We start from the raw sequence: 5,482 nt of genomic DNA on the forward strand, positions 1-5,482 counted from the left end.
CCTGTGACTATCACTAGCAGCTAATTCAATGCTATCTGCATCAAATTGTAAATGAACCCCAGTGAGTACCTGTCTTGTTTCCTCCGTAGCTGCTGCAAACAGCACATAACGTAATGCAGTTGCTAATAACAATGGTTTCACTTGAACGCTATGGTTATTAACATCTAGTGCAGGTAATGTAGGAAAATCATCTGGATTTGCACCTCTGATTTGGTATTTGCCACTAGCACAAGACAAGCTGACAATTGATTTAGCATTAGCTGTAACTGTCAGTTTACCAACTGGTAAGCGAGAGGTGATACTTTGTAATAGTTTAGCTGGTAGTATCACCATCCCTTGATGTTCTACATTAGCTTCACAACTAACTGTAATTCCTAAGTTATAATCAAATCCAGTTAGCTTTACTTGTCCATCGATTGCTGCAATTAATACATTCCCAAAACTAGGATGAGTAGGTTTAGTCGGAACTGCTAATAAGGCAGTTGATAGTTTAGAATTGAATGTTTCTACCTCTACTTCAAATTTAAGTTTAACTTCATCAGTAGAGGGTGATTGACTATCAACTTGGCTAAATTCGGCATCAGCAATTGTTAATTCTTCGCCTTCAACAGGGGATGGAACTACTTCGGTAACAGTAGACTTTTCTAGAACTTGGGTTGAGTTTTTGCGAGGCATAAGTTAAGAGAAATAACTATCACAATTCTCCTAGCGTTAGCTAGCAAGATTTGTGATAGTTACTTGTTTAATTTGCAAGACTATTTGCTAGCGTCACTTCCCAAACTAAGCGATTTTGAGCTAATTTTAGGAGTGCATCTTTAGCTTGGGCAAGTTTTTCTATTAAGTCAACTCTACGATAGGAATGCCACCACAAGAATTGCAGATAATCTATCAACCATAATTGCTGAGAGTGTTCTAAACTATGGTTGATTGTTTTAGCTAATGACAATGCTGCCCTCAAATTGGATGGTAAACTACTACATTGTTGTATAACTTCTTCAGGAATTGATTGCAGCATTTGATAAGATGTAATTGCTGCACCAGGACTTCCCTGTGCCATGTTGAGTAACATCGGGTTATCCAAAATCTGCTGTTCTCCTACTTGGGTTAACACTTGAGCAAAATCATCATTGGATAACCGACGAAAAGGAATTAACTGACACCTAGATACAATTGTTGGTAATACTTCTTGAATTCGAGAGGTAAGCAAGATAAACAGCGTATTAATTGGTGACTCCAATGTTTTTAGTAATGCTGATGCTGCTTGATGATTTAAGTTGTGTGCTGCTTCTATGACTACAACTTTTTGTGGGGCAATTATCGGTTGAGTAGCAGCAAATTCTACTAATTCTCTTACTTGGCTGATGCGAATTACTGGTGCAGTTTTCCGGTTAATTCCATGTGCAATAGCATCGGTTTCAGTTAGCAGTTTATCTAGCTGTTGATAGGTAGGCATCAACCACAAGATATCTGGATGTTTGTTACTAGAAAGTTCAGTAATATCCACTGATTCTTGTGCGGGCATCAACAATGTTTGAATTAAACATTTAGCAACCAAACGCTTACCTATACCATCTAAACCAGCAAATAGAAAAGCATTAGGGATACGCTTACTATTAATGCTGGCTTTGAGTAGTTTTATAGCTGTTGGTTGACCAATTACTGAGGCGAAATGTTGGCAGTTGACTGTTGTTTCCATAACTCAAATGCTTATGAACAGGGTGTAGGGGGTAGGGGGTAGGGTGTAGGGAACCCCATAAATAAATTTAGGGGTTGCATATTTTCTGGATTTGAAAACCGAGTGAATTTCGCGCATTCTGACCAGTTTTGAGCATAATTTCTAACTCCAAAAGCCCGGATAAAGCATCTTTTAATTGCTCAATTGTGCAATTTTGAGTTTCCTGTTTCAGGTAATAAATGCGATTGGGATTTCCGATTTCTGCTTCCGATGCAATCAACTGGTTAGATGCACCTTGCTGACTCATTAGCTTCACCCACAACCAAGTGCGAAATTGAGTTACCAACGTAGCAACTATTCTCAAGGGTGGTTCGTTATTATTGAGCAAATCATTCATGCAACTAAGTGCGGCTGGTAGATTTCTTTGCAGAATAAAGCTAGCCAATTTGAGACTGCTACTAGTATTAGCAGAAATCAAAGTTAGGACATCTTCTATTTCAATTGTTCTCGCACCTATATAAAGGCTTAACTTTTGTAGTTCCGAGTCTAATAATCGAGTATCGTTTCCTACGGCTGCTACTAATGCTTCAATTGCTTGAAAACTAAGATTAATAGCCAGTGATGATGCTATTTTATGCACGTTTTGTGCTAGTTGTTCGGTTGCCCAAATAGGAATAATAGGATACTCTTTAAATTGAGCATAGTTCTGCAATAATTTAGTGGATTTAAGCCTACCATCTGGCTTGGTTTTACTAGTCAGCAATAGGGTATTACTTGCAGGTAAATTCTTCAGACAGTTTGACCAAGATTGCAGTTGATTTTCGCTACATTCACCTCGGTTATCTTGTAACCAAACTAAACGACCTCCTTCACCCCAAGGACGAGTCATGGCAATGGTGATTCCTGTCATTAATGCTTCGGGACTAGGAGGGATTTTGGTGTAGTTAAAGTTTAACCAATTGGGATGACAAATGCTAGACCGCAGTTGGTTAATTTCTAAGGAAATAGCAAATTCATCTTCTCCATGTAAAACAATTACTGGCATAGAAAATACCCTCTTGGTGGACGTGCTTCTGTAATGCGATAAATTTGATGCAAGGGATGGGGTTCGATTTTATCAATGATTGCCAGATAACATTTAACATCACTTCCTTTTGATGCTGTTACGTACAATTCTTCTGGCATCTGAATACTGATTCCTCCTACTAATTCAAACCATTTCCTAAACTTTTGGTAATATCCATGTTTGGCTTCAAATGCAGCATTGCTCATCAAAAATACCAGCCGTCCACTTGGAGCTAAACAGTGATAATAGGCATGTGTAATGTGCAATTCCTGTGCTGGAAATGGAGGATTGGCAATAATCCTTGAATATAGTTTTCTGGGATAATAGGTTAAGAAGTCATCCCAAACCACCAAATATCCTTTGAGCGTAAGGATTAGCTGATTGAGGTAAAATTGTTCTACACAATGCAAGTTAGAACTACATTTTTGGATGTACTCGCAGAGGATACCAGCACCAGCACTCGGTTCCAATATGTTCATGTTTGGCTGGATATTTGCCTTTTTTACCATTATTTCCGCAACCCATCTGGATATGGGATAGAAATAGTTAGAATGGGGAGCAACTAGTAGTGCTTCTTCTTCTAGTGAGTTCAAATTTTCAATTGAAAGATTCCCTAACTGTTCATTCACTTATTTATTCGCGTTAGCGAAATGCGGGGGACTATGACAGGGGTTAGGGGGTGGGGGATAGGGGTTAGGGAAAAAATATTAGAGAGTGAAAGTAAACTTTTCCTTTCAACCCGACTCTTCTCAGCACACCCCACACCCTAACACCTACCCCCTACCCCCTACCTTCATCCAAAGATGCCGAAAAGTGAGGTAAGCTAAAAGCTTGTAACCTAGAAATGAGTAGAATATGGGACAATACGAACGCTTAATTTTAATGGCAGAAGATGAATTGATTCAGTACAGTACTGATGCACGAAAAATCGAAAAACTCCGCCCAAAAATTGGCTTATCTGTCACCCCAACTGAACAAAAGCAAGTCAAAGAAGCATTACTTGCCGAAATGCCAACAGATTTTTTGAGCCAATTGGTAGAAAAACAACGTCAGACTGTAGCTTTACCTTTCTGGGGTATAGCAGGCTTGGGATTACTATTTGGTATTTCTCTCTCCCAACCTCTTGATTATATTGCCACTATTGGGGGTGCTGCAATCGCCATCGCCGTGCAAAAATGGGGATGGCGATTGCAAGCTAAACGTTTAGTGTTGCAAACTCTAGAAGATATCGAACGTCTTACCCGTAAACCTGACTAAAATAAAGACAGTTGGGTGTAATTTCTTTCCTTATCAGCATCCAAAACTGTTCTAATTTCATCTCGTTTTTTTGCAATCAAATTCAGGTAATAATTCACCGCATATTCTCCGGCTGCTGTTACTCCATTCATCCCCTGGTAAAATGTGATAATATCCCCTGGTTTACCTAAAGCTAACAAAACTTTTTCATTAGCTCTAATCTTGCGGGTAATTTGGATTTCTTCTAATGGCAGTTTACCAGATAAAATCACTTTTTCCAGTTGTTGATAATATGTTTCTGCTGCTGTTTCTGATTCGATGAAATGAGTGAGGTAGTTAACTGGGAATTCCTTTTCTAAACGAGAGCGATCGCGTTTTTTCCAAATCCCTTTTTTTGTTATACTACCATCATGATGCCATAGTATATAGTTTTTAGCACCTTTGCTGGGAACAAACATAGCTAAAGCCGTTGTTTCTAGTTCAATATTAATCCCAGAAGGCATCGCATCAGATACAGTTTGCCAAACTAATTGGGGTGTGGGATGGCTAAAGAATACACCATCAGTATCCGATTCAATTTGAATGGCATCAACTGATTTGAGTACCGATATAATATGCTGAAGAATCCGCCTACCATAAGCTGTTACCAATGCCGCTGCTGTCATATCATTAAAGCCAACTCCACCAGTACCATAAAAGCCAAATAAGGAATTAATTAACACTTTTAGCGCACTGTCAGCTTGTTTAGCTACCATGTCACCAAGTTTCCCTTTAGCTTTAAGTTTCAGCCTTTCTTTTGTTAAGTAATCCAGAATATCTAAAGCAACTCTTTTGTTATCTTTCAGGGAACAAATGCCATATTTGAGCATAATTGAAGGGTAGAGACTCGACACATCAATTTTGGCAATATTACGGTACAATCCTGGTACTGAAATTACTAATCCCCCAGCAAATTTCACTTTCGAGTCAGCTTTTGGTTTAACATCAGGATAAAATGATTGTAATACCCGTTGCCATTTAGTCGCATTACCCGCTAGTGCTAGTTGTTGCAAATTCATTCCCGGTACAATCAACGATTCATACCAATAGCTAGGAACTAACTGTTCGGCAATTAATTTAGTATCTTCTAAATCAAATTGCAAATATTGTTGAATAGTTAACCATCCTTGACTTCCCTTCCCTTGCTGCCAACATTCTTGAATTTGATTGTAGGATAAAGTCAATCTCCGTTCTTTCCTCAATCCCATTTCTAGCACCACATTTTTTAGAGAATAGGAAGGAGTCAAAGATTTGGTAATAAAATCCCAGCGTAACACGCAGATATAAACATCTACATGATTGCTACTTTTATAGATGATTGCATTAACTTTAATTGGCGTACCAAAGGTTTGAGCACTGGGAATTTGACGAGAAGAAGTTGAAAACTGGAAATGATGTTTGATATTTAACAGATTCAGCCTGGTAATGATGAATGGTAAATCAAAAGCCATGCCATTGTAAGTTAA

6 protein-coding genes are annotated in these 5,482 nt (G+C 38.5%); 1 reads left to right on the forward strand and 5 read right to left on the reverse strand.

Going from position 1 to position 5,482, the window contains the following annotated elements; translation table 11 throughout:
* From ACE1B6_RS17505 to ACE1B6_RS17520, 4 genes are all read right to left on the reverse strand, one after another.
* A partial coding sequence (locus ACE1B6_RS17505; RefSeq protein ID WP_413258539.1) for a DNA polymerase III subunit beta occupies positions 1–675 on the reverse strand: 675 nt, incomplete at its 3' end.
* 67 nt (positions 676–742) lie between these two features.
* Positions 743–1,696 carry a DNA polymerase III subunit delta' gene (locus ACE1B6_RS17510; RefSeq protein ID WP_413258540.1) on the reverse strand — a complete coding sequence of 318 codons (954 nt, stop codon included), beginning with the start codon at positions 1,694–1,696 and terminating at the stop codon, positions 743–745.
* Between the two features lie 67 nt (positions 1,697–1,763).
* The gene (gene holA, locus ACE1B6_RS17515; RefSeq protein ID WP_413258541.1) at positions 1,764–2,720 is read right to left on the reverse strand and encodes a DNA polymerase III subunit delta; all 957 of its coding nucleotides are present in this window, start codon (positions 2,718–2,720) and stop codon (positions 1,764–1,766) included.
* Complete coding sequence (locus ACE1B6_RS17520) at positions 2,711–3,370, reverse strand: DNA methyltransferase family protein (RefSeq protein WP_413258542.1); 660 nt, start codon at positions 3,368–3,370, stop codon at positions 2,711–2,713. The genes holA and ACE1B6_RS17520 overlap by 10 nt, the downstream gene beginning before the upstream one ends.
* Positions 3,371–3,596: 226 nt before the next feature.
* Here ACE1B6_RS17520 and ACE1B6_RS17525 point away from each other — a divergent pair, with 226 nt between their 5' ends.
* Entirely contained in the window at positions 3,597–3,998 is a 402-nt protein-coding gene (locus ACE1B6_RS17525; protein ID WP_413258543.1) for a hypothetical protein, read from the forward strand.
* Here the strand turns inward: ACE1B6_RS17525 and ACE1B6_RS17530 are convergent.
* On the reverse strand, positions 3,995–5,482 hold a 1,488-nt coding region (locus ACE1B6_RS17530; RefSeq protein WP_413258544.1), incomplete at its 5' end, for a DNA polymerase domain-containing protein. The genes ACE1B6_RS17525 and ACE1B6_RS17530 overlap by 4 nt on opposite strands.

The sequence above is a fragment of the Floridaenema fluviatile BLCC-F154 genome (genome assembly GCF_041929135.1).
GTDB lineage: Bacteria > Cyanobacteriota > Cyanobacteriia > Cyanobacteriales > Aerosakkonemataceae > Floridanema > Floridanema fluviatile.